At 57.9% G+C, this 25752-nt stretch carries 21 protein-coding genes; 9 read left to right on the forward strand and 12 right to left on the reverse strand.

Features of this window, described 5'->3' with window-relative positions:
- On the forward strand, window positions 1–920 hold a 920-nt coding region (locus A2I95_RS17145), incomplete at its 5' end, for an IS3 family transposase (protein ID WP_291731398.1).
- A 67-nt stretch (window positions 921–987) separates the two neighbouring features.
- On the opposite strand, the gene A2I95_RS17150 is transcribed toward A2I95_RS17145, so the two are convergent.
- The 8 genes from A2I95_RS17150 to A2I95_RS17185 form a co-directional block, all read right to left on the reverse strand.
- On the reverse strand, window positions 988–1275 hold the full coding sequence (locus A2I95_RS17150) for a hypothetical protein (RefSeq protein ID WP_291731401.1): 288 nt from the start codon (window positions 1273–1275) through the stop codon (window positions 988–990).
- Window positions 1276–1462: 187 nt separating this feature from the next.
- Entirely contained in the window at window positions 1463–2593 is a 1131-nt protein-coding gene (locus A2I95_RS17155; RefSeq protein ID WP_291731403.1) for an ABC transporter substrate-binding protein, read from the reverse strand.
- Window positions 2594–2645: 52 nt separating this feature from the next.
- Window positions 2646–3704 (reverse strand): branched-chain amino acid ABC transporter permease, encoded by a 1059-nt coding sequence (locus A2I95_RS17160; protein ID WP_291731405.1) that lies wholly within the window; start codon window positions 3702–3704, stop codon window positions 2646–2648.
- A 3-nt stretch (window positions 3705–3707) separates the two neighbouring features.
- Window positions 3708–4622 (reverse strand): branched-chain amino acid ABC transporter permease, encoded by a 915-nt coding sequence (locus A2I95_RS17165; RefSeq protein ID WP_291731407.1) that lies wholly within the window; start codon window positions 4620–4622, stop codon window positions 3708–3710.
- Window positions 4619–5365, reverse strand: coding sequence for an ABC transporter ATP-binding protein (locus tag A2I95_RS17170; RefSeq protein WP_291731409.1), 747 nt, complete (start codon window positions 5363–5365; stop codon window positions 4619–4621). Before A2I95_RS17170 ends, A2I95_RS17165 begins: the two co-directional genes overlap by 4 nt.
- Window positions 5365–6114 carry an ABC transporter ATP-binding protein gene (locus tag A2I95_RS17175; protein ID WP_291731411.1) on the reverse strand — a complete coding sequence of 250 codons (750 nt, stop codon included), beginning with the start codon at window positions 6112–6114 and terminating at the stop codon, window positions 5365–5367. Before A2I95_RS17175 ends, A2I95_RS17170 begins: the two co-directional genes overlap by 1 nt.
- 3 nt (window positions 6115–6117) lie before the next feature.
- The gene (locus A2I95_RS17180) at window positions 6118–8244 is read right to left on the reverse strand and encodes a hydantoinase/oxoprolinase family protein (RefSeq protein ID WP_291731412.1); all 2127 of its coding nucleotides are present in this window, start codon (window positions 8242–8244) and stop codon (window positions 6118–6120) included.
- 26 nt (window positions 8245–8270) lie between these two features.
- Window positions 8271–10022 (reverse strand): hydantoinase B/oxoprolinase family protein, encoded by a 1752-nt coding sequence (locus A2I95_RS17185; protein WP_291731414.1) that lies wholly within the window; start codon window positions 10020–10022, stop codon window positions 8271–8273.
- A gap of 273 nt (window positions 10023–10295) precedes the next feature.
- On the opposite strand from A2I95_RS17185, the gene A2I95_RS17190 reads away from it, so the two are divergent.
- Window positions 10296–11246 (forward strand): AraC family transcriptional regulator, encoded by a 951-nt coding sequence (locus tag A2I95_RS17190; RefSeq protein WP_291731416.1) that lies wholly within the window; start codon window positions 10296–10298, stop codon window positions 11244–11246.
- A 127-nt stretch (window positions 11247–11373) separates the two neighbouring features.
- Here A2I95_RS17190 and A2I95_RS17195 read toward each other — a convergent pair whose 3' ends face one another.
- The 3 genes from A2I95_RS17195 to gabT form a co-directional block, all read right to left on the reverse strand.
- The gene (locus tag A2I95_RS17195) at window positions 11374–12249 is read right to left on the reverse strand and encodes a 3-hydroxybutyryl-CoA dehydrogenase (protein ID WP_291731418.1); all 876 of its coding nucleotides are present in this window, start codon (window positions 12247–12249) and stop codon (window positions 11374–11376) included.
- Window positions 12250–12253: 4 nt separating this feature from the next.
- Window positions 12254–13684: an aldehyde dehydrogenase family protein gene (locus A2I95_RS17200; RefSeq protein ID WP_291731419.1), complete on the reverse strand. Its 1431-nt coding sequence runs from the start codon at window positions 13682–13684 to the stop codon at window positions 12254–12256.
- 250 nt (window positions 13685–13934) lie between these two features.
- Window positions 13935–15239 (reverse strand): 4-aminobutyrate--2-oxoglutarate transaminase, encoded by a 1305-nt coding sequence (gene gabT / locus A2I95_RS17205; protein WP_291731421.1) that lies wholly within the window; start codon window positions 15237–15239, stop codon window positions 13935–13937.
- A gap of 135 nt (window positions 15240–15374) precedes the next feature.
- Between gabT and A2I95_RS17210 the strand changes: the two genes are divergently transcribed.
- Both A2I95_RS17210 and A2I95_RS17215 read left to right on the forward strand, forming a co-directional pair.
- On the forward strand, window positions 15375–15956 hold the full coding sequence (locus A2I95_RS17210) for a cupin domain-containing protein (RefSeq protein ID WP_291731423.1): 582 nt from the start codon (window positions 15375–15377) through the stop codon (window positions 15954–15956).
- 42 nt (window positions 15957–15998) lie between these two features.
- Window positions 15999–17108: a CaiB/BaiF CoA-transferase family protein gene (locus A2I95_RS17215; RefSeq protein ID WP_291731425.1), complete on the forward strand. Its 1110-nt coding sequence runs from the start codon at window positions 15999–16001 to the stop codon at window positions 17106–17108.
- 186 nt (window positions 17109–17294) lie between these two features.
- On the opposite strand, the gene A2I95_RS17220 is transcribed toward A2I95_RS17215, so the two are convergent.
- A complete protein-coding gene (locus A2I95_RS17220) occupies window positions 17295–18221 on the reverse strand; it encodes a LysR substrate-binding domain-containing protein (RefSeq protein WP_291731427.1) in 927 nt (308 codons plus the stop codon).
- A gap of 206 nt (window positions 18222–18427) precedes the next feature.
- Here A2I95_RS17220 and A2I95_RS17225 point away from each other — a divergent pair, with 206 nt between their 5' ends.
- The 5 genes from A2I95_RS17225 (at window position 18428) to A2I95_RS17245 (ending at window position 25638) form a co-directional block, all read left to right on the forward strand.
- On the forward strand, window positions 18428–19135 hold the full coding sequence (locus tag A2I95_RS17225; protein WP_291731429.1) for an isochorismatase family protein: 708 nt from the start codon (window positions 18428–18430) through the stop codon (window positions 19133–19135).
- A 66-nt stretch (window positions 19136–19201) separates the two neighbouring features.
- A complete protein-coding gene (locus A2I95_RS17230; RefSeq protein ID WP_291731431.1) occupies window positions 19202–21274 on the forward strand; it encodes a hydantoinase/oxoprolinase family protein in 2073 nt (690 codons plus the stop codon).
- A gap of 13 nt (window positions 21275–21287) precedes the next feature.
- Window positions 21288–23066: a hydantoinase B/oxoprolinase family protein gene (locus A2I95_RS17235; protein ID WP_291731433.1), complete on the forward strand. Its 1779-nt coding sequence runs from the start codon at window positions 21288–21290 to the stop codon at window positions 23064–23066.
- Window positions 23067–23083: 17 nt separating this feature from the next.
- Entirely contained in the window at window positions 23084–24136 is a 1053-nt protein-coding gene (locus tag A2I95_RS17240) for a GlxA family transcriptional regulator (RefSeq protein ID WP_291731436.1), read from the forward strand.
- Window positions 24133–25638, forward strand: a complete 1506-nt coding sequence (locus A2I95_RS17245; protein WP_291731438.1) for an NCS1 family transporter — start codon at window positions 24133–24135, stop codon at window positions 25636–25638. Before A2I95_RS17240 ends, A2I95_RS17245 begins: the two co-directional genes overlap by 4 nt.
- Window positions 25639–25752 lie beyond the last annotated feature (114 nt).

Genomic DNA, 25752 nt, shown 5'->3' on the forward strand with positions numbered 1-25752 from the left:
GCCTCAAGGGCAGCGAAGACATGACTGCGAAACATGCATTTGTCGCTGCCCATAAGGCTCTTTATCCCATTTCCCTGCTCTGTCGCATTCTGGGGATCGGCCGCAGTTGGTTTTATGGTTTTACTCAATCGCAACCAGCCCGAGATCAGCGGCAAAAGCTGCGTACCGACCGGGACGCCGAGTTGCTGCCAAAGATAATAGCGGCGTTTTCTCAAAGCAAAAAACGATATGGGTCAAAGCGGGTCCACCAGGATCTGAAGGCCGATGGCGAGGCAGTCTCGGAGCGTCGCGTCGCCAGAATAATGAAAGAAAACAGTATCTCACCGCGTCTACGCAAGCGCCGGAAGCCGCGCACGACTGACAGCAATCACTCTTTGAAACCATCGCCGAATTTGTTGGAGCAACAGTTCGATTGTTCCGTTCCAAACCGGGTTTGGCTGGCCGACATTACCTACGTCGATACGGACGAAGGATGGCTCTACGTCGCCGCCATCAAAGACATGGCAACACGTGAAATCGTCGGCTGGGCAATGGACGATCATCTGCGATCCAAACTCTGCTGTGATGCCTTGAACATGGCCCTGGGGCGGCGTGGTCCGGTGCCTGGGCTCATTCACCATTCGGATCGCGGCGTGCAATACGCTGGCAGCGAATACCGTGCGCTGCTCGGGTCCGCGAAGATCATCCAATCAATGAGCCGAACCGGCGAATGCCTGGATAACGCTCCAATGGAAAGTTTCTTCGCTTCACTGAAAAAGGAACTGGTTCACCGGGAGCGCTTCAAAACGCGCGCCCAGGCAGAGTCGGCGATCTTCGAGTACATTGAGGTCTTCTACAATCGACAGAGGCGTCATTCAGCCGTCGGCTACAAAACACCCGCGCAAGCATATGAAGACATGGCTTGGAAAAGCGCAGCATAGGGTCAATAGTCAAACTGTCCGGAAATCGGGACGAACTCCAATCCGCAGCAAATCTGAAACCACAAATTCACACAAATCGGGCTAGAATCGAAATTGCGGAGAGAAGCGGACCTACGACGGGCAGCCTGCAAATGGTATCTTCGGCCATTCGGCAATCCGGGAAGAAGCCGGATTCAATCGCGCGGCGCTTCATAGCCTCGCTCAGGTGTCGATCATGGAGTTCCCGCAAGCTCGGATTGGACTCCGTCGCAGCCTCCATAATTTCGATGGCTTCTTCGAGCGTCTGGTCCTTGAAGACGGTCATGGTCAGGCGAGCCTCCATGACCTCAGCAATGCCTTCGGCGGTCATGCCCAAGGGAAAGGCATTGGTTCATTTCACTTGGATATCAAGTGCCACAGGCGGTGTAAGGTGCGAATTGATAAAGGCGCCAGGAAACAAGGCATTTAGATCACTTTCGCGGTAGGCCAAGCTTCAGCCACATCTCAAGAAAAATGCCCGCTCCGTAATCACAGAGCGGGCCTGTTTTAGTTGGAGGTATGATCTACTTCAGCAAGACCCCCAGCGGCACAGGTTCGCTGATCGTCCATTCTCCCACGACGCTTGGGGTGGCATTCGAAACTTCAATGATCTGCATTGTCGCTCTGTTCTGGTGATGCAGCTTATCGCTGAAACTGCGTGGGCCAAATGCGGTAGTTTCACCTTTCATCTTTTCCAGTTCTGCAGTGACGGCAGTGCCTTCAACTGAGCCTGCACGCTCGACTGCCTTGGCCCAAAGGTCGATCAGGATGTAGCCCGGATATGCGTATTGGCTGGCCGGGCGCGCACCAGTCGCGGCTTCATACGCTTTGTTGAAATTCTCTACATCGTTGCGCGGGTCATCACCATATATAGAGCCTTGCACTGGCAGAACGAAGCCTGACAGATCCGGCACGGCGTCCAACCAGTAAGAACCGTCTACCGCTGAACCGTTCAGGATCAGCGAATTAACACCCGCTGCCCGCAACTGGCGCACGGCGGCCGCCGCACCTGGAATGTAGGAGCACAGCATGATCACGTCGGGCTGTTCCGGCAGCGCTTTGATACGGCTGATCTGACTTGCGATAGAGGCGTCACTATTCTTGAATGTGTCGCGCCCGACAATCTCACCGCCCGCTTTGGGGAACATCCAGTCGAATCCGGAGCAGATACCCTTATTGTATTCAATAGTGGTGTCCAGAAGCACATATCCGGTTTGGGCCTCGCGCACGGATTTCGCCCATTCAGCCATTGTCGCGCCTTGAACCGCCGCCAGGACCGAGCCCGAAAAGCTGTTTGGACCGACCCCCTGAATGCCGGCCTTGACGTCTTCAGCACATAGGAAGAACGAGTTCTTACCCTCGGCTTCGGCTGCCAGCGCCGCGGGGGCCCCAAAATCATAATCGCAGCTCACGACCATCATGTCGGCACCTTCGTCCAGGACCTGAAGGCCTGCCTTGGCTGATTGTGCCCGGTCAGTCTTAGTGTCAGCCTCGACCCATTTGATTTGCTTGCCCAGCAAACCGCCATTCGCATTGATTTCCTCGATGCGGATTTTGGCGGCGGTGGCAGCGGGAGTGTCGTACGCCTCCATCCAACCGGACTTTGCGATGGCAAAGCCGACCGTGATATCGTCGGCAAGGACGGGCGCAGTCATGGCCAGTGTCAGTGCCGATGCAAATAGCGTGTGTTTCATTGGAAGCGTCTCCTCAGTTGGTTGGTTTTTGTTTGGCGGGAACGGGCAGTCCGGCAAGCGGAAGGCGTAACTCCTTACCAGCCAGAAGCCCGGCAGGACGCAGAGCCAGAACCAGTACCATCACTGCGCCGATGAGAATTTCCTGGGCACCGCTTGGCAGAGCGAAATCTGCAGTACCGATGGTGACACCCCGCTCCAAGCGGACCAGCGCCTCGATCAATAGCGAGAGACTGAGCACGCCAATCACCGCACCCGACAGGCTGCCAATCCCGCCAACCACCAGCATCGCTAGTGAAATGAAAGTGATGCCGAGATAGAAGCTATCGGGGTTCAGCACACCGATAGAGTGGCCCAAGAGCGCGCCTGACACACCGGTGAAGAAGCCGCTGATCACCAGGGATATAAGGCGATGGAGGTACATGTTGATACCGGAAGCGCTGGCTGAGACCTCATCTTCACGGGTCGCGCGCAATGCCAGACCGCTGGCTGAGTTCGCATATAGATTGGCTGCGATGATCGCTGCGCCCGCCCAGCAAAGCGCCGTCCACATGCCTACATACCGGGGCAGACCAACCACAGATGAGGTCGCGCCGGTCACTCCCTCCCAATTGGAGTAGACCGTGTTAACGATGGCGAGGAATGCAAAGGTGGCGATCGAAGCTGCAATGCCTGTAAGCCGCAGAATTGCCGAGCCTGAGATCAGCGCCACCAGCGCCGCCAGTAAGCCGGAAGCAACAGCGGCCGGGAAGACTGGCCATTCGGCCTGCGCGAGCCAGGGCCACAGATCAGGCAGGAACAGCGCTTTCGTCTGCGGCTTCAGTGTCAGCCAAGCCGAGCAGTAGGCACCGATTGCCATGTAGCCGGCATGACCAAAGCTGACCACACCCGAATTGCCGACGAATATCCACAGGCTGACCACCAGAACCACCCGGATCAACGTCTCGGCAGCCATGCGTGCCAACGATTTATCGGCGGTCAGGGTGACAAGGCCTGCAAACAGTAGGAGTATTCCGATCAGTACAAACGGTGTCGAATAGGCCAGAAGCCGGTTTTTTGCGTGCTTAGCCATCATAGATTAGATCCTTGGTTTGGCGGAGCTGGGCACGAACAGCCCCTGCGGCCGCAAAAGCAGGCAGACGATGACCAGCGTGTAGAGAAAGGCGTCGCGGAAAGGACGAACTTCGAGGGGGAGGAATGCTTGCAGGACAACCGACACCGCCCCGATCAGGAAGCCCGCGGTTACAGCTCCGGGCAGGGATCCCAGCCCGCCGATTACCGTGGCGATAAAGGCGACCAGCATGATCTGCCCGCCCATGCGCACATCGGCGACGCCGGTTTGCGTGGCCATGATGAGAGCGACAGCAGCAGCCAGCGCGCCGGAAAGCGCAAAGGCACCGGTGATCACAACGTTAGCCCGCACGCCAAGCAGGCGCGCCATGTTGAAGTTCTCTGCCGCGGCGCGCATTTCCAGCCCGAGCCGGGTTTTCTTCAAAAGAAGCGCCAGGCCCGAGACCACCGCCAGTGTCGTCAGAATAACGATCACCTGCAAAAGCGGGACTTCCGCCCCAGCCAGCGCGACCGGCGTGTTCAGGTCGGGCCACAGGCTGATTGCCTTTGGCCGTCCGCCATAAACCGCCAGCAAAGCATTTTGGATTACGAACCCCAGCGCAAAGGAGGAGATCATCATCGCTACGGGGGTCGCATTGCGCATGTGGCGGAACACAGCATATTCGCTTGCCACTGCGGCCCCGGCCCCCAGCCCCAGAAGAACGGGGATCAGCAGGAAGGCTGGGGCTTTCCCCAGGAACATAACAGCCACAGCCTCTGTAGACGGCACAATCAGAGCAAAGACGCAGAAAGCGATATACTCGCCATGGGCAAAGTTCACGAGGTTCATCACCCCGAAAATCAACGCAATGCCGAGAGCGGCCATGGCATAAACGCCGCCCAATGAAGCTGCATCAAAGAATAGCTGTGCAATCGTGTTCATTGTGCTGCCTCATTTTGGGGGAGTTGGCTAGGCCGACCGAAATACGCTTCGCTGAGAAGGTCTTTTTCCGCGAAGGCAGCAGCATCGCCGTCACCAACTACCGACCCGCCGCGAAGCAGGATCATGCGGCCGCCGACCCGCGCGGCGCGGGTCGAGCTTTGTTCGACGATCAACAGTGTCAGCCCCCGCTCTTCTTGCAACTGAAGAAGCGTGTCATAAACCTGATCGACAATTTTTGGCGCTAACCCCAGCGAGGGCTCGTCAACCATCATCAGTTTCGGGTTGGTCATCAGCGCCCGGCCAATCGCCAGCATTTGCTGCTGCCCACCAGACAATGCACCTGCATTGGAATGGCGGCGTTCGCCGAGTATCGGAAAATTCTGATAAACGTCTTCGAAGTCGCCATCCAGCGCTGTTCGGTCCCGGCGCAACCCAGTCCCGATCCGCAGATTTTCCTCCACAGTCAGGCTGCCGAAAATCTCGCGTCCTTCGGGCACCATTGACAACCCAAGCCGCGCAATCGCTTCAGGAGGGCGTCCGGTCAGCAGGTCACCATCCATCTCGATCCGGCCGTGGCTGGTCGTCACGGCACCACTGATCGCACCCAGAAGTGAGGATTTTCCGGCTCCGTTGGGGCCTGAGATGAAAGCCCGCTCACCCTCATCGATGTGCAGAGTGACATTGTTTAGTGCAGGCACATTGCCATAGTTCACCGAGACGTCGAATACTCCAAGCTTTGACATCACGCGGCCTCCTGATCTGCACCGAGATAGGCGTCCCGCACGGCCTGGCTTGCGAGGATTACATCAACGTCGCCCTCTTCGATGATCTGACCGGCATCCAGCACATAGACATGGTGCGATACCGACAGAACCAACCCGACATTGTGCTCGATCAGCAGAACCCCAGTGCCTAGCTCCTTGGCTATGCGCCGGATCAGTGAAGCAAGATCAGTGGCCTCGGCCTCCGACATTCCAGCCGCCGGCTCATCCAGCAGCAGAAATTCAGGGGCAAACATCAGCGCCCGGGCAATGCCGACGCGCCGCTCATCGGTGTAAGGCAGGCTCGCCGCCGGGCGCTCGGCTAGGTGAGCAACGCCCATCCAGTCGAGCAGCCGCAGTGCTTCCGCTTCCGAGGATGAGCGGGAGTGACCAAGACCAACCCCGGTCACTGCCAGATTGTCGAAAACATCCAGGCCGGTGAACAACCGTCCGGCCTGGAACGTCCGCGCCACTCCCTCGCGGCGCAGCTTATGCGGCGGCAGCCTACTGACATCCTTGCCCGCAAGGCTGACGGTGCCAGCGGTCGGGGCCTGAAAGCCGGTCAGCGTGTTGACCATTGTGGTTTTGCCTGCCCCGTTCGGCCCTATCAGCCCATGGACGGCACCCGAGGTGATCGACAATGTGACATCAGTGAGGGCCTTGAACCCGCCGAAGGCCACCGTCACACCGGACGCCGCCAGGGAGGAAACCGTATTCTTCCGCCGCACCATGGGTCAGACCTCGGCCAGTTCTTTAAGCTGATCGATCTGGCGGTCTTGCGCTGCTGCATCGGCGGTCAGCACATATACCCCGGTTTCATGCAGGCTGACCGTCCATCCGGGTTCGACCACGATTGTGGTTGTGACCTCCTCAATCACCGCCGGCCCATGCAGCGTGTCGCCCGCGCCCATCGCCGATCCGTCATAGACTGGCGTGTCCTGGGCAATGCCGTCAGCACTGAACACCATCGGGCGAGTACCCTTCAGGGTTTCATGAGCGCCCTTGCCGGCGGCGATGGTCATCCGCTTGGGCTTGTCGACATGGCCCGCAATGGTGCTTTCGACATTCACCACCTCGACGGCGCTGTGCGGCTCGTCATAAGTATAAAGTTCCTTGTGGCGGGTATGGAATGCGGCCTTGATGTCGTCCAAGGTGGCCTCGGTGACATCGAACGGATCGATCTCGACGGTGCATTCATGCACCTGCCCGACATAGCGCATATCCAGGGAGCGGCGGATTGAGATGCGCTCTTCCGGGAAGCCGTCCTGGCTCAGGTCATCCTTGCCGCGCGCTTCCAACGACTTGAACAGGCTGTCGAGCTTCGCGGCCGCCTCAACCCCTTCCAGCCGGACCGGCGCCGGTGCCATGTAGTTGTATTTGACGTCCGAGATGATCTGGCCATAGGCGCAAAGACCCGAGGCCAGCTTGGAGATCAGCACCTTGGAAATACCCATCTCGCGGGCCAGCGAGGTGATATGCGCGCCGGTGGCACCGCCGGCGCCCATCAGCACGAAGTCCCGCGGGTCATAACCGCGCTCCACCGAGACGCGGCGGATCGCATTCACCATATTGTTGTTGACGATAGTGAACATGCCGTAGGCGGCTTTCTCAACCGAGATGCCCAGCGGATCGGCAAGCTTGCCCTTGATGGCGCTGCGGGCCTTTTCCAGGTCCAACGGCAGTCGGCCGCCGACCAGGCCGTCGGCATTCAGATAGCCCAATGTGAGGTTGGCGTCGGTGGTGGTGGGATTCTCGCCGCCCTGCCCGTAACAGGCTGGGCCGGGCTCGGAACCTGCCGATTGCGGACCCATCTGCATCAACCCCATCGAGTCGATCCAGCCGATCGAGCCGCCGCCGGCCCCCAGGGTTTCCACCTGGATCATCGGGATGCCGATGCGGTAGCGGAGAAAATCGATGTTCTTATTGACATTGGCCTGGCCGTCCTTGGTCAGGGTGATGTCAAACGAGGTGCCGCCCATGTCACAGGTGATGATGTTCCTGTCCCCCCAAGGCTCGGCCACGTCCAGCGCCGCCTGCGGCGCCGAGGCAGGGCCCGAGTTGATGGCGTAGACCGACTGATCGCTGACCACCTTGCCCAACGCCAGGCCACCGTTCGACTGGAAGTAGCGGACCGGGTGCTGGCTGCCGAGCTCGCGGAAATATGCGTCGATGGCTTCGACATAGCGTTGCAGGATCGGCGCCAGATAGGCGTTCACGATGGCGGTGGAGGTGCGGGTGTACTCGCGCACCTGCGGGTAGAGCTGCGAGCCGATGGTCAGCCGCACACCGGGCATCATCTCACGGACGATCTCGGCGGCGCGGTTTTCGTGCTCGGGGTGCAGCACCGACCAGACAAAACTGATCGCCACCGACTCGACGTTCTCGGCAATGAAGTACCGGCACGCCGCGCGGACGTCCTCTTCGTTGAGAGGTGTCTTGACCGAGCCGTCCGAGATCACCCGCTCGCTGACCCCTTTGCGCAGATGGCGCGGCACCAGCATGGTGGCGGGCGGGTAGTCGGGATCATAGCGATGGCCGTCTTCCTTGTGACCAAGGCGGATCTCGATCGAGTCCTCGTGGCCTCTGGTGGCGATCAGGCCGGTCTTGGCGCCGGTGTGGGTGATCAGCGCGTTCAGGCCCACGGTCGTCCCGTTGATGCAGAGATCCGAATTGGACACGATTTCTTCTGCGGTCAGGCCGGTTTCCTCGGTGATCAGCGCCAACCCGTTCTTGATAGCCTTGGTCGGCTCGGTCGGGGTGGACAGCACCTTGAAGATTTGAGTGCTGCCTTCCTTGTCGGCGAGAATGAAGTCGGTGAAGGTGCCGCCGGCATCAATGCCCAGGCGATATTGGGTACGCATGTTGTTAACCTTTCGGGTTTTTGGGCTCAGGCAGCGGAGCGCGCTTCGGCTGTGGCGGCTTCGTCAATGGCAAGGGTTTCGGCATCAGCGATGATCACGCCGTAGTCGAGCCTTGCGCCTTCGATGGAAACGAGACCGTTCCTGACATCCTCGACGACCTTCAGCGGGTCGCGCTCGAACGGATTGCCGAAGCCACCGCCGCCGGGGTTGAGGTTGGCCGCAATCTCGCCCGGTTTGATGGTCTCGATCACGTTGTCGGTGATGATCTGGGTCTCGCCATTCCGGGTGACTTCCAGTCTGCCGACCTTCTTGTCGATCATGATGGATTTCGCGCCGCCAGCCCCCATGGCCGGAATGCGGCGGCCTTCGCCGAAGGTGACCAGCGTCATCTCCTCATCGAGTGGCTCGACAGCCCAACGAGTGCCCGAACCTCCGCGGAACTTGCCCGCCCCGCCCGAGTCGGTCATCAGCCCGTATTCGTGGATAATGATCGGATAACTGTGCTCCAGCATCTCGATATCGCCCGAGGTCAACGCGCCGAAGCAGCATTCCGGTCCGCAGGCGTGCCAGCCATCCTGGCTAGCCGTCGCCCCAGCTCCCGAAATGATCGAAGCCAGCACCATGGTGACGTATTCCTCATCATGGCGGCTGTCCCAGCCAGCAATGTTGCATCCGTTTGCGTGGCCCCAACTGGCCGAAACCTTATCTGGCGCGGCCTGTTCAAAGGCGAGCCGCACCGCATCGGTCAGCGTTTCCATGGGTGTGGTTGTGCAGTTCATGTGAGGCGCCGGCGGCTTGGCGTTGCACAGCGTGCCTTTGGGACCCATGTCCACCGTCACGTTGCGATAGAGACCTTCGTTGTAGGGCGGCGGCAGCTGCGCAAACATCATCAGGCCGAGATAAACGCCGGAGTAGGAGTTCCCCTCGTAGGAGTTGATGAAGTAAGGGATCTGCGGCGGGCTGGCGATTTCGATATGACAGCTTTCGCCGTTGATGGTCACTGTCGCGGTGATGTCGAAGTCCCCGAAACCGTGCCCAGCATCTTCAAGAACGGCCGTGCCGGAGTATGTCCCATCGGGCACCTCTGCAATCAAGCCGTTCATGTGCTTGTTGGCCATGGTCAGCAACTCTTCGATGCAGGCCTGCACCGTGTCCTTGCCGTATTTGTCCATCAAGGCGACCAGATTGCGTGCCCCCACCTGGCAGGCGCCGATCAGAGCATTGAAGTCCCCCTCCTGGTCGCGCCGTGCCCGCATATTCGTCAGCAGCATGTTCATGATGTCATGCCGCGGCACCCCCTTATCCCAGATCTTGATTGGTGGAATGCGCAGCCCCTCGGCAAAGATCTCCTTGGCCTCGGGGTTGTACCCTGCGGGCACGGGGCCACCGATGTCGGTCAGATGACCCTTACAAACGGTCCAGAAAACCAGCTCACCTTCGTAGAAAACTGGGTAGTACATGCAGGTGTCGATGATGTGCGACCCGGCATAATCGGGGTCGTTGTGCAGGATCAGGTCGCCTTCGTGGATGTCGCCGCCGAAGAAACTGTCCACGGCCTTCATCGCCGGAATCAGGCTTCCAAGATGAATTGGGATGTCCTGGCCCTGCAGGATCATCTCCGGGGTATGGTTGAACAGCGCAGTGGAATAGTCATGGGCCAGGTTGAACACCGAGCTGCGCGCGGTCTTCTCCAGCGCCAAGGTCATTTCGCGCTGTGTGGTTTCCAAAACTCCGCGCACCACTGACAACGTGATGGGGTCAACTTGTCTCGATTCCATTCGATCTGGTCCTCTGCATGGGTGCAAAGGGGCCGCCTTACGGGTACGTAGGATCATCCCGATCCGGCGTGCTCCTCCTGCACGTCGATCTGGTGACTTCAGGATGCCGTGGGTACGCCATCTCGTCTTGACGCTCAGTGCAGAAGCGTTTGCACTACCGCGCAGGAGAATTTGCTGCTCAGCGCAGAATCGTTTGTCCGCCAGCGCACATCCCCTGATTTTCTTTGGTTTGAAGGGTGAGTGGGATATGTTCTAGTCGGGGAGGACTTGAACATGACCGCCGAGTTGAACTTCTCGACGGCCTCAACAGAGCCGCAACACCGCTCCAGCCGATGGAATGCGGTGATCGCGGAATCGTATTTTCCGCTGGAATTACAATTCCGTGATCCGATCCGTTTCGACGGGCGGCTTAGGCGTACTTCACTAGGCCATGTCGGGTTGTCGCGCTTGACCTCGGACCCGGTGAATTATGAACGCAGGCGAGCTCATATCCGCGAAGCTCGGGAAGAGGAATATTTGATCACACTCCCTAGCGTCAGCACGGTCGAGTTTCGCCAACTTGGCCGGGATGTGCGTTGTGATCCTGGGGGATTCATTATCGAACGCGGAGACGAACCCTATCGCTTCATGTATGAAAAACCCAATGACTTGTACGTATTGAAGGTGGGCCGCAAAGCGCTAGAGGAAAGGGTGCGCCAACCCGATCGGTTTTGTGCCCGCGTGTTTGATGCCACGTCAGGCACCGCCGGTCTGTTCGCGACCATGGTAGAGCAGGCGCAGTTGCAATCTGGATCACTTGCTGTTGCTGCCGCTGAAACCGTGGGGCGTCATCTGCTGGAGTTGCTGGGTCTAATGATAGATGAGGCCTCCGATGCCAGTACAAGCTCGGTATCCACCGTAAGGGCAGCACATATTGCGAGGGTCGAGAAATTCATCAGGACAAATCTGAAGAACCCCGATCTGTCCCCGGACCTGATTGCCGAAAGCTGCGGCATTTCAAAACGCTACCTGCACGACCTTTTCAAGGATGTGAACGGCACTGTCAGCCAGCAGATCCGTGATCAGCGTTTGGTCGCAGCACGGGACCGGCTGGCAGCAACGCCCGGCTTAGCCATTGCCGAAGTGGCCTATCGTTTCGGTTTCTCTGATCAAGCCCAGTTCTCTCGTTTGTTCAAAACCAAATTCGGAATGACACCGACGGATTTCAAATCAATTGCAACGTGATGTTCTTGTGAACCCAGCGCTTAATGGATGCGCTTTCAGCGTTCGATTGCAATGTCTCCGCGTCCAAGCCTTTGAAAATGCGTCTGGATGGGCGACACTCGGGTCCGCCCTGTCGCGACCTGGCTCTTCAGCGGGTTGGAACGGGAATGTCCCCCCGGTAGTCATAAAAGCCACGGTCGGTTTTGCGGCCCAGCCAACCGGCCTCGACATATTTCACAAGCAGAGGGCAAGGGCGGTATTTGGTATCCGCCAGCCCTTCGTGCAGAACATTCATGATGGCCAGGCAAGTATCCAATCCAATGAAATCGCCCAATTGAAGCGGCCCCAACGGGTGGTTTGCACCAAGTTTCAGTGCCGAGTCGATGCTCGCCACGTTCCCCACGCCCTCGTAAAGCGCATAGGCCGCCTCGTTGATCATCGGGATCAGGACTCGGTTGACTATGAAAGCCGGGTAGTCCTCAGCCGAAGCGGAGGTCTTGCCCAAAGTGCCCACCACACCCAGCAGCGCTTGGTATGTGGCATCGGACGTGGCAATACCGCGGATCAGTTCCACCAGCTTCATTAGCGGGACTGGGTTCATGAAGTGGAAGCCCATGAACCGTTCCGGGCGGTCGGTCTTGGCCGCAAGCCGCGTAATCGAGAGCGACGACGTATTGGTGGTCAGTACCGTGTGCGCTTCCAGCGAGTCCTTCAGGCCTGCAAAGATTTGGTCCTTGACATTTTCGCGCTCGGTTGCGGCCTCGATCACGAGATCGGTGCCGCCGATCTCACCCAGATCCTGGGTGGTTCGAATACGGGCCAAAGTGCTGGTACGCTCAGCTTCTGTCATCTGCCCCTTGGAAACCTGTCTTGCCGTATTCCCCGAAATGCGCTGCACCGCCCCCTTCAGCGCCTCAGCCGAGATGTCGTTCAACAGAACCTCGTAACCGGCTGCGGCGAACACATGGGCAATTCCGTTGCCCATCTGCCCTGCTCCGATCACGCCAACAGTACGGAACTCCATTGCCCTACCCCGCGTAGCTGTAGGCGGTTTTGACCGATGTGTAGAACTCGGCGGCATAACGTCCTTGCTCACGCGAGCCATGGGATGAGCCTTTGCGCCCGCCAAACGGCACGTGGTAGTCGACACCCGCAGTCGGCAAGTTGACCATGACCATGCCTGCCTGGCTGTACCGTTTGAACGCACGGGCGTATTTCAGGCTCGAGGTGCAGATGCCCGAGGAAAGGCCAAATTCGGTATCATTTGCCACTGATAGCGCTTCGTCGAAATCGGCAACCTTGATGACACTTGCACAGGGGCCGAAAATCTCATCGCGGCTTGACCGCATTTCGTTGTTTGCATTCAGAAACAGGGCTGGCGCCTGAAACCAACCTTCGGTTTCGAGATCCAGGCGCTCCCCGCCGACTACCTCTGCGCCTTCGGTTGCGGCAATGTCGACATAGGACAAGTTGTTGATAAGCTGGCGCTCGGAAACCACGGGCCCGATTTGGGTTTCCTGAGCCAATGGGTTGCCGACCTTCAATGCCTTCATTTTGGCTGTCAGCCGTTCCACGAAGGCATCGTGAATGCCTGCCTGCACCACGATCCGGCTGGAAGCGGTACAGCGCTGCCCTGTCGAGAAGAAGGCGCCATTCAGAACTGCTGAAACAGCAATATCCAAATTGGCATCGTCCATGACTACCATTGGGTTCTTGCCGCCCATTTCGAGCTGGATCTTCTTCATGGTCTGCGCCGCAGTCACGGCCAGCGCCCGTCCCACTGGCACCGAGCCAGTAAACGACATCGCATTAACGTCGGCATGGGTTGCAATCGCGTCGCCGACAACCGAACCGCGCCCCATGACCAGGTTGAATACCCCGGCAGGACACCCCGCTTCGTGCAGGATTTCAGCAAGCACGTGGGCGCATGCAGGGGTTAGATCGGCAGGTTTGAATACCACCGTGTTGCCATAGGCGAGGGCTGGCGCGATCTTCCAGGCAGGGATCGCAATCGGGAAATTCCAAGGGGTAATGAGGCCGACGACACCGACGGGTTCCCGCACCACTTCCACATCTACGTCCGGCCGCACCGAGGCGATTGCGTCGCCGCCAGCGCGGATCGCCTCGCCGGCGAAAAAACGGAAGATCTGGGCGGCGCGTGCGGTTTCGGCCACGGCCTCGACCAGGGTTTTGCCTTCTTCGCGGGCCAGCAAGCGGCCGATGTCATCCTTGCGCGCCAACAACCGCTGAGCCGTCGCTTCCAAGAGGTCAGCGCGCTCCTGCGGTGACGCTCCCGCCCATCCCGGCAGTGCCTCACGCGCCGCTAGAACGGCGGTGTCGACCTGACTTTCTGACGCGCGGGCGAAGTGGCCAATCACGTCGCTGACATCGGCGGGATTGAAGTTTGCGGCTTGCTCTTCACCCGGCACCCACCGGCCGGCAATTAGGTTCAGTTTCATGATTTCGTCCGTAAGTGAGAGAGGTTGAGAATGCCGATCATCCCAGTTTTCTTCAGGAGCGCGGCACCGCTATTGTATTCCCGAGCGGACTAAGGCTCGCGCGTGGCCGGAGCCCAGTCCAGGATCTGGTTCTACACTCTTTGCTTGCCTTGACAGGCGATGGAAGCTCCCTAGCTTCCGTTTGCCCGCAAACAGTGTTCAAGCTGGGTCTGAAATCGGTCAAAAGCCCTGAGCCTTGTCAGAGGCTCCCTCATTCCGCCGCCACAGCTGCAGCGTTGATCGCGGCCTCGATGGAGGTTTCAATGATGTCCAGGGCTTCCTCAACCAGCGGCATTGGCGTGGTCAGCGGCGGAAGAAGACGGATGGTATTTGCGCGGGTGCCGCAGGGAAGAATGATCAGCCCGCGCGCCTCGGCTTCGGCCACGATAGCCTGTGTCAGGACCGGGTCTGGGTTGTTCGTTTGGCGGTCGGTCACAAGTTCGAAAGCTATCATTGCACCCAGGCCCCGCACATCGCCAATCGCCTCCATGCCCTGACGTGCAGCAAGGCTGATTAGGCGCGCCTTGATAGCATCACCGACCTCGGTGGCACGCGCGCAAAGATCCTCCTCTGCGATCACATCCAGCACCGCATGTGCGGCGGCCACCGCCAACGGGTTGCCGGCATAGGTACCGCCGATGCCACCCACCGGGGCGGCATCGGCGATTTCAGCCCGGCCGGTCACGGCTGAGAGCGGAAACCCGCCAGCCAGGCCTTTGGCCATGGTCACCAGATCGGCGGCCACGCCAGCATGCTCAAAGGCAAACAGTTTGCCTGTCCGTGCGATCCCGGCCTGCACCTCGTCCGCGATCAGGACAATGCCGTGTTCATCACAGATGGCACGCAAGGCTCGCAGAAATTCAGGCTGGGCAATGTTGAAGCCACCTTCGCCTTGCACCGGCTCGATGATCATCGCCGCAACGCGCTGGGGATCAATTGAAGATCGAAGCAGGTTTTCCAGAACGGCCAGGCTGTCCCGAACAGTGACACCGTGAAATTCGTTCGGGAAAGGCACGTGCAGGACTTCGGGCGGCATCGCGCCAAATGCTTTCTTGTAGGGGTTCACCTTCCCGCACAATGCCATGCCCATCAGGGTTCGACCGTGGAAGGCCCCGGAAAAAGCGATCACGCCAGAGCGGCCGGTGTAGGCACGCGCCATCTTAACGGCATTCTCAACCGCCTCGGCGCCAGTGGTGACCAGCATCGTCTTTTTGGCAAAATCGCCGGGGGTGGCAGCGTTCAGGCGCTCGGCCAGCGCGAGATAGCTTTCATAAGGCGCGACGTGGAAGCAGGTATGCGTGAAGGCCTCTGATTGCTGGGCAACTGCCGCCATCACCCGCGGATGACGATGACCGGTATTGTTCACGGCGATGCCCGCCGCAAAGTCGATGAACCGCTTGCCATCAACATCCCACAGTTCTGCATTCTCGGCCCGGGCAGCATAAATACCCCGCGTCGCCACACCCTTCGCAATGGCAGACTGTCGGCGGGTCTTGAGGTCTTGAGTGGCGCTCATCTGCGAACCTTCCTCTTGGATTGCTTCGATTCTCCACTTTTTATTGCTCAATATTTTGATCAATGATAGTGTTAAATTGCGCAGCATCATGGGATTCGCATATTCTGCACCAAGGAAGACGATGGAGACGCAGAGATGAATGACGAATTTGATGTTGGCGGGCGGTTAAAGGCCTTGAGGGGGCAGTTCGGCATGTCTCAAAGGCAGCTCGCGGATGCCGCCGGAGTGCCGCACGGTCAAATCTCCATGATTGAAACGAATAAGAGCAGCCCTTCTGTCGCCTCTTTGCGCAAAATATTGGGCGGATTTGGAATGAGCATGTCAGAGTTTTTTGAGCCAGAAGTTGCGAGTAAACAGCAGCCCTTCTTCACGCCGTCTGAGATGCGCGATCTAACAAGCCTGCTTTACCAGAGTGATGAGCTGGCCCGCCAAAAGATTGCCATAAAGCAAGTGGGCGACGCCAAAGCGCACGGCCTTCAGATTCTGCACGAGCGGTACGAAGCCGGCGCGGACACGGGCGGCTCCATGATTGAGCACGAAGCCCACGAAGGCGGGATCGTCATTTCGGGTGAGCTCGAGGTCACGGTCGGCGACGATACCCGCGTTCTCAAGGCTGGCGACGCCTATTTGTTCAACAGCCGCGAACCGCACCGGTTCCGCAATATCTCCGACCGTCCGGCCGAAGTCATTTCGGCCTGCACTCCACCCTACCTGTAAACAACGCGGGCCTCATCTCGTCCGCCCCAAAAGGAAGCCTTCATGTCACCTCTTAACGGTTTGAAAGTTGTCGAACTGGCTCGCATCCTGGCCGGCCCCTGGATTGGCCAGGCGCTTGCCGATCTCGGTGCTGAGGTAATCAAGGTCGAAGCGGAGAGCGGTGATGACACCCGAAGCTGGGGGCCGCCTTTCATCGAGCGGAACGGCGACAGGACTGCTGCCTACTACTATTCCGCCAATCGCGGAAAGTCCTGCGTTACCGCCGATTTCCGCACCGAGGAAGGTCGGAAAACAGTACTGGAGTTGATCCGTGATGCGGATATCCTGATCGAGAATTTCAAGGTTGGCGGTCTGGCAAAATACGGCCTCGACTACGACAGTCTAAAAGACTCGAACCCACGTCTCATCTATTGCTCGGTAACGGGTTTCGGCCAGGATGGCCCCTATGCCAAGCGAGCGGGGTACGACTTTTTAATCCAGGGCCTTTCCGGGCTCATGTCGATCACCGGTGAGCCAGGCCAGCAGCCGCAGAAGGTCGGTGTCGCGGTAACGGATGTGGTAACCGGACTGTATGGTGCGATCGGAATCCTGGCTGCTGTGGAGCAACGGCACCGTACCGGCAAAGGGCAGCATTTGGACATGTCGCTGCTGGATTGCGCAACGGCGATGCTGGCGAACCAGGCGATGAATTTCCTCGCCACCGGTGAAAGCCCGATGCGCCAAGGTAATGATCACCCCAACATCTCACCTTACCAAGTCCTGCCAACAGCAGATGGCCATATTATTTTGGCCGTAGGCAATAACGGGCAATTCGAACGCCTCTGCGATGTGATTGACCGGCCCGACCTGCTGGCAGCATCGGACTATGCCAGCAACGGGCTGCGCGTCACGAACCGAAAGACACTTACACATGAACTAGAGCGGTCGCTTAAGCGATGGGCTTCGGCAGACCTTCTTGCGGCACTTGAGGAGGCAACCGTGCCCGCTGGGCCAATCAACTCGATCGGGCAGGCGTTCGACGACCCTCAGATCCGAGCGCGCGGTCTGGTGATTGAGCCCGAGGGGGTGAAAGGTGTGCGGGGGCCTTGGAAATTTTCAGATGCAGAATTGACTTTGGATCGAACCGCGCCGACGCTACCCAAGGATAACTAAGTGAGAGGCGGACACTGTTGGTGGAGACTTCCCGCCGAGTACTGTGCCAAACAATCCACGCAGTGAAGGGAAGAGGTGGCCTGACTTGCTGTAGCGTGCTGATGCCCCCTGAGATTTTGCTGGGCGTATTCACCGAGAAGTAACCTCCCCCATTGTTTTGCACTGGGGGGCATCAGTACCTCGCGTTCAAGCTTGCCGAGCTTCTCCGCATTGCCTTTTGACAAACTCTTCCGCGACAGCGATGAAATTCATGAGTGCAGGCGATTTGTAGGCTCGGTTCCAAACCAGAAGAGTGGATATCTCGGCTTCGCAATCCGAGATTGGTTTTGTCATAATCGTTCTTGGCTGAAACCTCGTTATCCCCTGCGCATAGACAGAAACTCCAAGGCTGCTGCCGACGAGGCCAAGGATCCCCAGCGCATTTGACGCTTCGTATTTGACATCGATGGAATTGCCGCTTCTCAAGAACACATCGTCGATAAACAGCCGGAAAAAATCCCATTCAGCCATGCTCCCCAAGACCATGGGATACTGAGCTATTTCAGTGAGTGTGACCGTTGGCCGGGTCGACAAGCGATGGTCTACTGGCAACAGCGCGACGAGTCTTTCGCTTGCGACTTTTCGGGTTTCGAACTGGGGGTGCTTGAATGGGCCAAGCATAAAGCCAACATCGATGTTGTTTCGGGACAGCTCAATTTTCTGCCCCTGAGTGCGAATATACTTCAGCTCCAGTTCTATGTCTGGGTAGCGGCGGGTAAATTCCCGCACCACCCCAGGCATGAGATCAAGCGCTGCGAAGGACATGTATCCGACGCGCAAAAACCCTTTCTTGCCCTCCGCTGCGATGCGCCCGGCTTGCACGGCCGCAGAAATTTCAGAGGAGATAAGCCTGGTCCGTTCGTAAAAGACCTCACCCGCGGCCGTCAGTGAAACTTCGCGCGTTGTGCGCCGGATGAGTTGATAGCCAAGCTGCTCTTCCAGCTGCCGGATGCGTCGGCTGAGCGCGCTTTGGTCTATCGAGAGGCGTTCCGCTGCACGCCTGAAGCTGAGTTCGACTGCGACTGCATTGAAGGCTTCCAAGTCGCGCGTCTGAGGTGTGTGGGTCATTGGCATTCAGAAATTCCCTTCATTTTCCGAGCAATAGCACGAGGCTTTTGATTAATGCAAAACCAACAACAATAGTGGCCGATACGGCGATTGTTTATGAACTGTGTGTGTCCGATTTTGTAGATGGGAACTCTAACCCGCGATCAAGATGCCAATGCAGCAAGGGCTGACTGAGGCAGACATAGCGACTTACCAAATCGAAGGACAACAAAATGAGTAATGTTGATCACGCAGCACTGGATAAGATGCTGCACGAGGCATTCGATGCTGCATCCGCACTGTACAAAGAGCGTGGCTTCCAGCGCCGTGTGGGCTTTGGCAAGAAACCGGCCCTTGTCAGTGTCGACCTGGCAAATGCCTGGACCCGCCCCGGAAACCCATTCACTTGCGACCAGGAGAAGATGGACAACGAGATCATTCCCGGCATGCAGCGCCTGATGGAAGCCTGCAGGGCCAACGGGCATCCGGTCATCCATGTCACTACCGCCTATGAGATCACCGATCGGAAGGCGCCGTTCACTGACATGGGGCTGTGGCACGACAAAATTCCGGTTGATGTGGTGGATTTGGCTGACAAGGACCTCTGGGCAATCGACAGCCGGATTGCTCCGGTCGAGGGCGAATATACGCTGCTGAAAAAACGGGCGAGCTCGTTCCACGGCACCGAACTGGCCGGCATTCTGCGCGCCAACGGCGTTGACACCATCCTGGTGACCGGCGTGACCGCTTGCGCCTGCGTGCGCCAGACAATCTGCGACGGTATTGCCGACGGCTTCCGCACGATTGCAGTGAAAGAGGCAATCGGCGACCGGGTTCCGGGTGCCGTCGCCTGGAACCTGTTCGACATCGACGCGAAGTTTGGCGACGTCGAGACCGTCGATACCTGTGTCGATTATCTCAACACCGTCAACAACCGTTAAGCGCTGAAAAGATTTCCGGGAGGGTGCTCAAGCGCTCTCCCGGACAGGGAGGAATTGGAGGACATCATGGCTCGCATCGGCGTTGACGTAGGCGGTACAAATACCGACCTCGTACTGGAATGTAATAAGGGTACTTTTTTCCATAAAGTGCCCAGCACCTTGAAAGACCAATCTATCGGCGTGGTCGAGGGTATTCACCAGATTTGCGAAATTGCCGGGATCGGCAAGGAGGCGATCGAAGTCATCAATCACGGCACGACTGTTGCGACGAACATTACCATCGAGCATAACGGCGCTGAAGTCGGGATGCTGACGACGAAAGGCTTCCGCGACATCTTGCACATCGGCCGCCACAAGCGACCGCACAACTTCTCACTGCATTTCGAAGTGCCTTGGCAGAACCGGCCGCTCGTCAAGCGGCGCAACCGGATCGCTATCACTGAACGCATCCTGCCGCCTGCCGGTGAGATCGAGACGCCGCTGAACGAGGACGAAATCCGCAGTGCCTGCGCTCTTTTTCGCAAGCGCGGCATCAAGTCCGTCTGCATCGGCTTCATGTTTTCTTTCCTGAACGACGCGCATGAAAAGCGCGCCCGTGACATCGTGCTGGAAGAAATCCCCGATGCCTATGTGTCGGTGTCCTCTGATGTGGCAAACGTCATTCGCGAATACGAGCGGTTTTCCACGGTTGCCATGAACGCTTTTGTCGGCCCGCGGTCTGCCTGGTACCTTCGCAATCTTGAGCAGAAGGTCAAGGATGGCGGTATTCCAGCTAAGCTGCGCGTCATCCAATCCAATGGCGGGATATCCACCATTGATGGATGTGCCAGAAAGCCCGTGAGCATTCTGATGAGCGGTCCCGCCGGCGGCGTATTGGGGGCGCTTTCTGAAGCACGGCTGGCAGGGACCGAAAACATCCTTACCGTGGATATTGGCGGTACGTCGGCTGACATTTCCACCATTGCTGCTGGTGAAATGCGTATCAAGAATCCGCGCGACACACTGGTGTCGGGACATACGGTCATGGCCCCGATGATCGACCTTGAAACCATCGGTGCCGGAGGCGGGTCAATCGCCTATCTCGATGAGGCAGGCGGTTTCAACGTCGGGCCCCGCTCAGCTGGTTCAGAACCTGGACCTGCTTGTTACAACCGAGGCGGCACGGAACCCACCGTGACCGACGCGCAAGTCGTACTCGGCCGCATGGATGCGGACAAGTTTCTTGGCGGTGATCTGCCGCTGGATCCGAGTCTGTCCCACAAAGCAATCAAGGAAAAGATCGCTGATCCTCTGGGTGTTTCGGTTACCGAGGCCGCTCTCGGGATCATCAAGATCGTCAACAACAACATGGCGCTGACGATCCGTTCCAACTCAGTCGCGCGCGGCTATGACCCTCGTGAGTTTTCGCTCATGCCGTTTGGCGGCGCAGGCCCCTTCCATGGTGTTGCCCTGGCCGAGCTTGTTTCCGCGAAGGACGTGCTTGTTCCGATCGCGCCTGGGATCACAGCTGCCATGGGCCTGCTGGGCACTGACCTTCAGTACGAGCACACCCGCTCGGTCATCACCAGTCTTTTCAATGCCGATCAGGGTGCCATCGGCAGGGTGAACGCGACTGTTGCTGAATTGAAGAATGTCGGTAAAGCCGATCTGGAGAATGACGGCATCCCGGAAGTGCAGCAGAATTTCGACGTTATCGCCGAAGTGCGCTATCACGGCCAAGGTTTCGAGCTGCGCGTGCCCATGCCGAAGGAAGGCTTGGCGCTGGAAAACGTACCGGACGTGATCAGCGCATTCCACAAGCAGCATAAGGCAGATTACGGATACTCCTTCGATGACAGCCTTGTCGAGCTCTACAACGTGCGGGTCATCGCGTCGGCAAGTGTCCGGCACCTGGAGCTGACACCGCTTTCAATAGGCAGCCAGGACGATATCAAGGCAGCCTTCATGTACGAGCGCGAAACCGTCTTCGACGATGGATCGGTGCATATGACACCGCGCCTGGATCGCGGAAAGCTTGGCGCGGGCACCCGTGTGGAAGGCCCGGCCATCATCATCCAGCACAATTCAACAACGCTACTGCCGCCCGGCTATGCCGCCGAGGTTCAGGACTTCGGAAGCCTGCGCTTGAGCAAGTCCTGAGGGAGGAAAACCAATGCCAAAAGACATCAATAAACCGATCGATCCGGTCACCCTTCAGGTCATCCGGGGATCCATCGAAACCATTGCAGAGGAAATGGCACATGTTCTGTTCCGCATGTCCTTCTCCTCGATTATCCGGGAGTCCGAAGATCTGGGCGCCGGGCTGTTCGACACAGACTTCAACACGCTCTGCGAGTCTGAATCCACGCCGATGCACATCGGCTCGATTCCGGGGTATCTCCAGGGTATCGCGGACTCTCTGGACGATGGCGAATGGTATGAAGGTGATGTTGTCGTCCACAACCATCCCTACTTGGGTTCGTCGCATACACCTGATCTGGCGATTGTCATTCCGATTTTTCACGAGGGTGAACTGGTCGGATACGCGGGCAATACTGCGCATCATATCGATATCGGCGCCGCCACACCGGGCCTGATCATCGATGTGCCGGATGTCTATGCCGAGGGCATGCTCTTTGCCGGCACCAAGCTCTACCGGAAGGGTGAGCGCAATGAAACAATGTGGAATTTCATCCGCAATAATTCACGTGCCGCCCGCCAGCTTGTGGATGACATCGAGGCACAGATCGCTTCTGCCAGGCTTGGTGTGAAGCGCTTCAAGGAATTGATAGAACGGTACGGCAAGGATCTGGTGTTCGGCGCCTGCAACCAGTTAATGGACTATTCCGAGACAATGCTACGGCAGAGGATTTCGGACATCCCGGATGGTGAATACCGTGCCGAAGGCTGGCTGGATGATGATGGCCGCAACCGCGGCCAGACACTTCCGGTTAAGGTCTGTGTCAGAGTTGTCGGAGACACTATTGAAGTCGACCTGACCGGATCAGCGCCGCAGACGCCAACCGCCTACAACGTGCCGTTTGAAGGGTCCACAAAAGTGGCCGCATTCGCAGCTTTCCGAAAATTGCTGCTAGACACGGCCACTTCGGACACCAGGGTGCCATCGAACCAGGGGTCCTTCCGGCCGATCAAGGTGACCGCGCCGGAAGGCACCATTTTCAATCCGATCGCGCCGGCTTCCGCCGAGGCCCGTTTCACCCAGTGCAACTTCATGATTGACCTGATCCTGAAGGCAATGGCGCCGGTCCTGCCCGAGGAGATCATTGCAGGGTCGTCTGCCAGCATTTCCTTTGCCTCTTACGCAGGTGTACGGGACGACGGGGAGTACTGGGTGTTCCTGGAAGTGAACGAAGGGGCCTATGGCGGCCGCCCGGAATCCGATGGCCCTGACGCCATTGACAATCTGATGGCCAACACCCGCAACAATCCGCTGGAAGACCTCGCGATGCATATCCCGATGATCTGCGAGCGGTACGAGTTGCGCGACGATGTGATGCCCGGTGCGGGCAAGCATCGCGGCGGGATCGGCGTTGTGAAGAGCCAGCGCATGCTGACCGACGGCATCATCACCCATGAGAGCGAACGGCATACCAATGTGCCATGGGGGATTTTCGGAGGAACGGAAGGGGCGGCCGGAAAATGCGAGATCTATAACTTCTCCAGTACCGAACCTCCGCGTCAGATGCATTCCAAGTTCCATGGCGAGGACGTCCGGAAGGACGATGTGATGGCTTACTACAGCCCCTGCGGCGGCGGCTATGGCAGCCCGCTGGAACGCCCTCCGGAAAAGGTTCTGGATGATGTCCTGGATGGTTTCTGCACACCGCAGCACGCCCGGGACATCTATGGAGTGGTGCTCGATCTGGACGCCGAAACCGTCGATGTGGCGGCGACCGAGGCCCTCCGTCAGTCGCTGGACACCTTGCGCTAACAAATGCGGAGGCAAGCATGGACACCGAAAGAATGACAAGCTATCGCAGCTTCGTACCGAAGAGCGCAGCCTATTTCGCGGTCAAAGATGCCTTGCCTCCGCGCGACATCTGCTTTCTTCTACTGCCCAGGTTCACGATGCTGGCCCTGAGCAGCGCCATCGAACCCCTGCGAGTTGCAAACCAGCTCTCACAACATGAACTCTACCGCTGGCACACGGTGGCAGATACCTCTGCGGTCGCGAGTTCCTGTGGCGTTGAACTGAATGCGCAATCCTGTTTGCACGACTTGAAAACAACCGATCAGCTGCTTGTGTGTTCTGGAACGGATCCCCACAAGGCGGCATCCGAACAGACTATGCAGGCCCTGCGCAAGTTCTCCCGGATGGGCGGAAAACTTGGGGCTCTGTGTACCGGTGCTTTCACCTTAGCGCGGCTAGGCCTGCTGCAGGACAGGCGTTTTACGCTCCACTGGGAGAACCAAACCAGTTTCCGAGAGATATTTCCTGACCTGGCGAGCAGCGAAAAGATCTTCGAGATTGATGGGCCGCTTATGACCTGCGGCGGCGGACATGCCGCGACGGATATGATGCTAGCCCTGATTTCTAGAGACTATGGCAAGGCGTTCGCACAAGCCGTTGGGGATATGTGCCTGCATGGTGCCGCGCGTCCACCTGGAACTCCACAAAAGACGTCCTTTGCATTCGCAAACAATGCGCGGAACCGGCATGTGACAACCGCAATCGAAATCATGAAGCGCAATCTGGAAAACCCGCTGTGCTTGGATGAGATCGCCAGGGAGTGCGGATGTTCGCGGCGCCAGCTTGAGAGGATGTTCAAGAAGCTGCTCCGCATTTCACCGGCGAAATACTATCGGAACTTGCGGCTCGATTTTGCGCATAGCCTGTTGGCTGAAACAAATATGCAGCTCCTTGATGTGGCAGTCGCGGCAGGCTTTTCGTCACGGACACAGTTTTCGAGGTGTTTTTCCGAACGTTTCGGAACATCGCCTTCGAGGATCGGCACGTCCCCTTGTGCCGGCAATTCAACCAACAGGGAAATCAAAAAATGACAATGACCGAGAAAATCCGCGAAGCGGAACATGAACGCACTGGGTTGCTTGAGGAATCGATCTTGCCGACATTGCTGGGGCAGCGTCCGCTCGGTTTGATTGGCTATGCTTGGATATGGGTCGGAATAGCGGTCATCATCGCAACTTATTCACTAGGTGCAGCCGGGGTTGGCGGTGGTGTTCCGCTGGCAACGGTTATCCTAGTGATCATGCTAGCCAACATCGGGATTGGCGCATTCATGGTGCTGACAGCAGATATCGGAACCGAACATGGCTTGTCCTTTGCCGTCTACCTTCGCGCGCCGTTTGGCATTTACGGCACGCATCTTCCGGCTATCTCCCGTGGCTTGGTTGCCGCAATGTGGTTCGGCATTCAAACCTACCTCGGAGCGCTGGCTCTGAACGGGATCGGCCAGTACTTTCTGGACTTCGACAACTGGATCGTTTGGTACGCAGTGTTCGGCATCATACAGATCGTGAACACCGCGATGGGGATCAAATCGGTTGAACGGCTCGCGTCTCTGGCAGCACCTGCCATTATCGCGATTTCGATCTGGATGTATTATACGCTGGAAGGTGTCGCCTCGACACAAGGTGTGAACATCTGGACCTTTGAAGGGACTGGTGAAATGTCCCTGATGGTGCTTTTTATCGCCAACCTGGGCTTCTGGTCGACGCTTGCCATCGACATTCCCAACCTGACGCGGTTTGTGAAGACCGATGCTGGAGCCAAAGGCTTTGTCTCGCGCAACAAGAACATCTTTCTTGCGCAGTTGGTTGCCTTGCCGGTCACCCAAGCACTTATTGCTGGTATCGGAGGTGTTTCATTTATTGCGACCGGCAATTGGAACCCGATCGAAGTCATCCAAGGCGAAGGTGAGGGACTGTCGCTAGTCATTTTGCTTGCGCTGGTGGTACTGGCACAGTGGTCCACTAACAACTCCGCCAACCTCATCCCCTCAGCGCTGACCTTCATCAACCTTGCGCCGCGCGTGATTAACTACAAGGTAGGCGTTGCGCTTGCAGGGGTCGTCGGCACGCTGTGCTTCCCATGGGAAATTCTGAACAACCTGTTCGTCTTCCTAGGCTACTACGGGGCATTCCTGTCTGCCATCGGCGGCATAATGGTGGCCGACTATTACATTCTGAGGAAGCGCCGCCTTAACGTGCCGGACCTGTTCAAGACCGATGGCCAGTTCCGCTACTCTGGCGGTTTCAATCCAGCGGGCTTGATTGCATGGATCGTGGCCGGAGGCATTGCAGCCTGGTACTCGCAGTACGCATTCGTCATCGGGTTCCCGCTTGGCCTCGTGCTCTATGCCTTGCTGATGAAGACTATCGTTCTGCCAGGGAACCCGCAGGCTGAGATCAGTAGCGGATACGCAGATGAGTTTCTCGCCACGAGCGAGGGGGTCAGCTGGGTTTATCTTGGCAAAGGGCAGTTCCGGCGAATGGCACCTGCAGAAACTCATGATGAAGAAATAGGCCGCGAAGACCTGTAACGTTCTTAAATGACCCTCCCCGACTTGCCCGCACCAAAACGGTGCGGGCTCTTTTTATACACTCGAACCTTGGATGTCGGCCGAAGATAGATGTGTTCCTGACCTTCTCCATTT

It is taken from the genome of Leisingera sp. F5, assembly GCF_001593695.1.

Excerpts from the sequence above, each read along its gene's own strand:
- A2I95_RS17245 (WP_291731438.1), top strand. The coding sequence starts at position 24,133 with ATGACAATGACCGAGAAAATCCGCGAAGCGGAACATGAACGCACTGGG.
- A2I95_RS17195 (WP_291731418.1), bottom strand. The coding sequence starts at position 12,249 with ATGGAGTTCCGTACTGTTGGCGTGATCGGAGCAGGGCAGATGGGCAAC.
- gabT (WP_291731421.1), bottom strand. The coding sequence starts at position 15,239 with ATGAGCGCCACTCAAGACCTCAAGACCCGCCGACAGTCTGCCATTGCG.
- A2I95_RS17240 (WP_291731436.1), top strand. The coding sequence starts at position 23,084 with ATGGACACCGAAAGAATGACAAGCTATCGCAGCTTCGTACCGAAGAGC.
- A2I95_RS17220 (WP_291731427.1), bottom strand. The coding sequence starts at position 18,221 with ATGCCAATGACCCACACACCTCAGACGCGCGACTTGGAAGCCTTCAAT.
- A2I95_RS17175 (WP_291731411.1), bottom strand. The coding sequence starts at position 6,114 with ATGGTGCGGCGGAAGAATACGGTTTCCTCCCTGGCGGCGTCCGGTGTG.
- A2I95_RS17165 (WP_291731407.1), bottom strand. The coding sequence starts at position 4,622 with ATGAACACGATTGCACAGCTATTCTTTGATGCAGCTTCATTGGGCGGC.
- A2I95_RS17235 (WP_291731433.1), top strand. The coding sequence starts at position 21,288 with ATGCCAAAAGACATCAATAAACCGATCGATCCGGTCACCCTTCAGGTC.
- A2I95_RS17180 (WP_291731412.1), bottom strand. The coding sequence starts at position 8,244 with ATGCGTACCCAATATCGCCTGGGCATTGATGCCGGCGGCACCTTCACC.
- A2I95_RS17210 (WP_291731423.1), top strand. The coding sequence starts at position 15,375 with ATGAATGACGAATTTGATGTTGGCGGGCGGTTAAAGGCCTTGAGGGGG.
- A2I95_RS17230 (WP_291731431.1), top strand. The coding sequence starts at position 19,202 with ATGGCTCGCATCGGCGTTGACGTAGGCGGTACAAATACCGACCTCGTA.
- A2I95_RS17155 (WP_291731403.1), bottom strand. The coding sequence starts at position 2,593 with ATGACTGCGCCCGTCCTTGCCGACGATATCACGGTCGGCTTTGCCATC.
- A2I95_RS17215 (WP_291731425.1), top strand. The coding sequence starts at position 15,999 with ATGTCACCTCTTAACGGTTTGAAAGTTGTCGAACTGGCTCGCATCCTG.
- A2I95_RS17190 (WP_291731416.1), top strand. The coding sequence starts at position 10,296 with ATGACCGCCGAGTTGAACTTCTCGACGGCCTCAACAGAGCCGCAACAC.
- A2I95_RS17225 (WP_291731429.1), top strand. The coding sequence starts at position 18,428 with ATGAGTAATGTTGATCACGCAGCACTGGATAAGATGCTGCACGAGGCA.
- A2I95_RS17200 (WP_291731419.1), bottom strand. The coding sequence starts at position 13,684 with ATGAAACTGAACCTAATTGCCGGCCGGTGGGTGCCGGGTGAAGAGCAA.
- A2I95_RS17185 (WP_291731414.1), bottom strand. The coding sequence starts at position 10,022 with ATGGAATCGAGACAAGTTGACCCCATCACGTTGTCAGTGGTGCGCGGA.
- A2I95_RS17170 (WP_291731409.1), bottom strand. The coding sequence starts at position 5,365 with ATGTCAAAGCTTGGAGTATTCGACGTCTCGGTGAACTATGGCAATGTG.
- A2I95_RS17160 (WP_291731405.1), bottom strand. The coding sequence starts at position 3,704 with ATGATGGCTAAGCACGCAAAAAACCGGCTTCTGGCCTATTCGACACCG.